The sequence below is a fragment of the Vibrio sp. 10N.247.311.13 genome (genome assembly GCF_041467595.1).
In the GTDB taxonomy this organism is placed as follows: Bacteria; Pseudomonadota; Gammaproteobacteria; order Enterobacterales; family Vibrionaceae; genus Vibrio; species Vibrio crassostreae_C.
The window spans coordinates 1-3,624 of the sequence record NZ_JBFSUX010000115.1 but is presented as its reverse complement, the minus strand read 5'-3'; the positions used below and the strand labels follow the sequence as shown (position 1 = coordinate 3,624).

The following is a 3,624-nucleotide window of genomic DNA, read 5'->3' as shown; positions in this document are numbered from 1 at the left end:
GGGATTATCTGCTAACTGCAGGATCGTTCAAGTCTTCTTAAACGATCGGCATTACCTCCTGATTAGCCGCCCTTGATGGGCTTGTTCCTTTCTAGTGTTTTTCGATGTCTTCAATAGGTCCAAGAAGCCATGCAATATGCGCACTAACTCATCGCTACTTAGCTCAGTAATATTATTGTAAGAGGTATGGTTCTTTTTCCATGCGGTGCTTTGTCTAACCGTTGCGGCCTGGTTTGTTAATCTCGCTGGTGGTTTTCTGAAGACATCAATCTTATCGAGGAATACGCGTTTCATTGTTGAACGAGTTAACGGTGTCGATTGTAGTAGGCTAGATTGGATCCTAAAATCGATAGGACTCTGAGTTAGCACCGTTTCGATTCGATGACATTGGCGAATATCAGAAAGATTCAAAGAATATTGTTTAGGTATAGCTGCAGTATGATGACAGTAATCATTGATACAACACATGATTTTTGATGATGTTAACTCTGCTAAGCTTCGTCGTGAAGCCAACTCAGGAACAAGAGTAGGAGCTGTGAGGTGGTACTCATGTTGATGCAATATTGCCTTTTTAATCAATAGCCTAGACTGATTGTAATGTTTCATATTTATGAATGAAATTCGGTGTAAAACTAGAAGGGCTTCAGCAACTGGTGACAGAAAATATTGTTGCTTTCCAGAAAAATAACTTAGTTGTTCAGTTCGATATAGGTCTTGGTTGTTGGTGATTAGAGCTGATATATCCTTTGTATTGACACATCCTTCTTTTAAAAATAGCCATAAAGCAAGCCTCCCTAATGACTGTTCTGAAGACAATGATAATGTGGGTTTCTTGATCTCTGCTTCAAGTTGAGAATAGAGTTTGTCAGCTAACGAGGCTTTGAAAATATTTCCTGGCGTAACTATAGGCTTATCCCTACGAATTTCAGTAAATGAGCCTAAAGGGGGAGAAGTAACCTGGAACTCTCGCTCTAACAACACCAAATAGAGTTGTAAAATTTTCCGCTGCAGGGATTGGACATCTATATTCGAATCGAGTTTTGACTGGAGCACATTGAGTGATTTTATTGTGATGGCGTCAGATTTTGCTTCTTTATCATAAGTGACCACAAGTAATTTAGTGATTAGGGCGTGTAGTTTCTCTATTAACTTTTTTGCTGCCTTTTCTGTATCGAGGACAAATATATTCTCAATATCTTGTTTAAATACTACTGAAGCCTCTGCAATTAATCTTTTAAGGTCTATTGAAGGTGGCATACAGGCTCCTTAGGCCAACAGCGAGCGAATTGGAGTTAAATTCAGATCATTGGCCATACCTTGGATTATTGGACTGACGGCCCTGCATGCTTCGTTGAAGTCGAAGGTTGAATAACGTCCAAGAGGAGCTTCACCAGTGGACCAATGTCCCATAGTGAAGGCTATCGATTCTGGTGGCAGGTTGCTCTTGGTTAAAAAGGTTCTCAAGTAGTGTCGAGTTGCATTGAGAGGGTAGTCTGTATTTTCTTGTTCACTTAACCAAGCTGGGTGTACGTTCCTCATATGTATACCGTGGCGGTTTTCCATGAAATAGAAAAGTACACCGGGGTATATTTTTGAGTTTTTAATCTCTGAGAACCAGTTTGTTGCTTCAGACTGCTTAATTGATAATGACTGAGTCAACTCTTCTGTTTGCTTCTTGGCGTGGAATGCTATTTCAGGTTGTAGTACATGAAGAATGTTAGTTAGCTGTTTGAGGTGGTTTTGATAATGCTTGATCTGTTTATCCAGATTTTCAGCGAGTGGAATAATGCGTGCGTGGGTGAAGTCTACGTCATCTTTATCGCTGATCATTAGCATTTTATAACGACTCAACCTTAAATTTAAAGAAGGGAGAGGGTTATAAACAGCGCGGTAACCTGTCATTGCTAACAGCATTGAGCTTACGTAAAACACGTAATCATTATGATATTGGATTAATTTGTCATACGAAGACTGTATTTCGAGCTGGTTATACCCAGCCAGCTTTCTTTGAAGAGATGCGTAACGCTTTTGAAAGAACGCTTTAGAAGGTAAAAACCTAGAACCAACAACACTGCATTCACAAGTAATTAGATAATCAATGAGTTTCAAATTTCCTACTTTAATACTGGGGATAAACCCTAAAGAGGTTACTCTATCAACGATAGCTTGCCAGAAATAAAAGATACTTGAGCTCATTTCCATAAATGAATATTGAGTATAGTGGCGACTAGCTCGTGTTTTGTAGGTGGTATGATTGAAAGCGAAATCGAAAATAACAGAGTCGATTAATTGGTTGGCTTCGTTAAAGTTAAGACTGAAGTATTGAATTGATTTAAGACTGATTCTGACGGCGTGCGTTTCTGATAGGTTCTTCAAGAATGTTGCACAGCTCTCACCATACCTGCTTTTAGATATTTTATTAAACAACGGACCTGCATTTCGTTGATTGAAATCCAATATAGAAACTAGAAACTCGGGTACTTGTGTGAGTGAATAGTCACTGATTTTTATTAACTCACTTGAGCTAGAGTATTCGGCGACTGTGAGACTATCAACAAATGCAGCCTTAAAGTGCCAAGTGTTATCAATCCGCACAAAGCCCTCACCATCTTCAGAGTGTTTATCGAGAATCTTTAAAGAGCAAACATCTGCTATCGGTCTCGATAGGTAAAGTGAAGCAGTAAGCAACTTACAGATCACATTCGTCTCAACAACTCCGATAAGTTTACGATAGTTCTTTTTCTTATTTAGTTGAAAAAGTAGAAAAGAGAGGTCGTGAATCTGCAGTATGGTTTTATCAAGAGAAGTTGAATTGTGGGCGCGCTGAATACTTTTGGAGATGTTTGTTATTTGTGTTTGACGGGATGAGTTCTCATTGATCTGCTTAATTGCTGGAATTTCATGTTCCGGTTTTCTGTCTATTGTGGACTCTTTCTTTACGAAGCTCATCGAAGGAAAGGCTTCGGTTTGTTCAATACCTGATTTAGTGCTGTCAATTCGAGTATTTGCGATACTTGTATAGGTATCGTTGCTAGCACCTATAACACGCTCGAGTTGTTTGTTGTTGAATCGCTGTCTCAATACCGCACGTGTTGACGATTTCTTTTTAGTCCTATTTTTCCAATTTAGACTGAAGAAGTTGCAGAGTTGCCTTAGTTGGTTGTTAATCGATCCTTCGTATGTATTGGTTTTACGCAAGGTGTCGAATCGGTCAGCAATTTCATTGGTCGTTACCCCAGTGAAGTCGGGTAAATTAAATGTTTTATTTCGGTTTAGATTACGAAAGCACTAGTCACTTCCTCTTCTCTTTCAATCTTGAAAATCGTTTCCATATGTTCAAAGAAGTGCGATAGAAAGGTGAGAGTAAAAACAGCACGATTAGAAGTTGAAAAGAACATTTTGTATTGTGCAAGCAAAGCAAAAATGACGTGGGTTTGGCACCAACCTCGTTCAAAGTGATGGTTTGAAAAGTCGTCCTTATTAGAGATTTTTGAATCAGAAATTGCCTTAATAAAACTTACTAAATCGTTTTTTGAAATGAGAAAAACGGTTTCGAAAAACTGTGGATATCCCTATCTGGCAGGGTAGATGTCACTGTTAAAATTTAACCAGTTTGGGCGATAA

At 38.8% G+C, this 3,624-nt stretch carries 2 protein-coding genes; both read right to left on the bottom strand.

Features of this window, described 5'->3' with window-relative positions:
- Positions 1 to 51 precede the first annotated feature (51 nt).
- The gene (locus AB6E52_RS22820) at positions 52 to 1,257 is read right to left on the bottom strand and encodes a hypothetical protein (RefSeq protein ID WP_102319982.1); all 1,206 of its coding nucleotides are present in this window, start codon (positions 1,255 to 1,257) and stop codon (positions 52 to 54) included.
- Between the two features lie 9 nt (positions 1,258 to 1,266).
- Positions 1,267 to 3,081, bottom strand: coding sequence for a hypothetical protein (locus AB6E52_RS22815; RefSeq protein ID WP_133151367.1), 1,815 nt, complete (start codon positions 3,079 to 3,081; stop codon positions 1,267 to 1,269).
- Between the last annotated feature and the right edge of the window lie 543 nt (positions 3,082 to 3,624).

Bases quoted from the DNA above. Each gene is read 5' to 3' on its own strand.
- AB6E52_RS22820 (WP_102319982.1), bottom strand. From the start codon at position 1,257: ATGCCACCTTCAATAGACCTTAAAAGATTAATTGCAGAGGCTTCAGTA.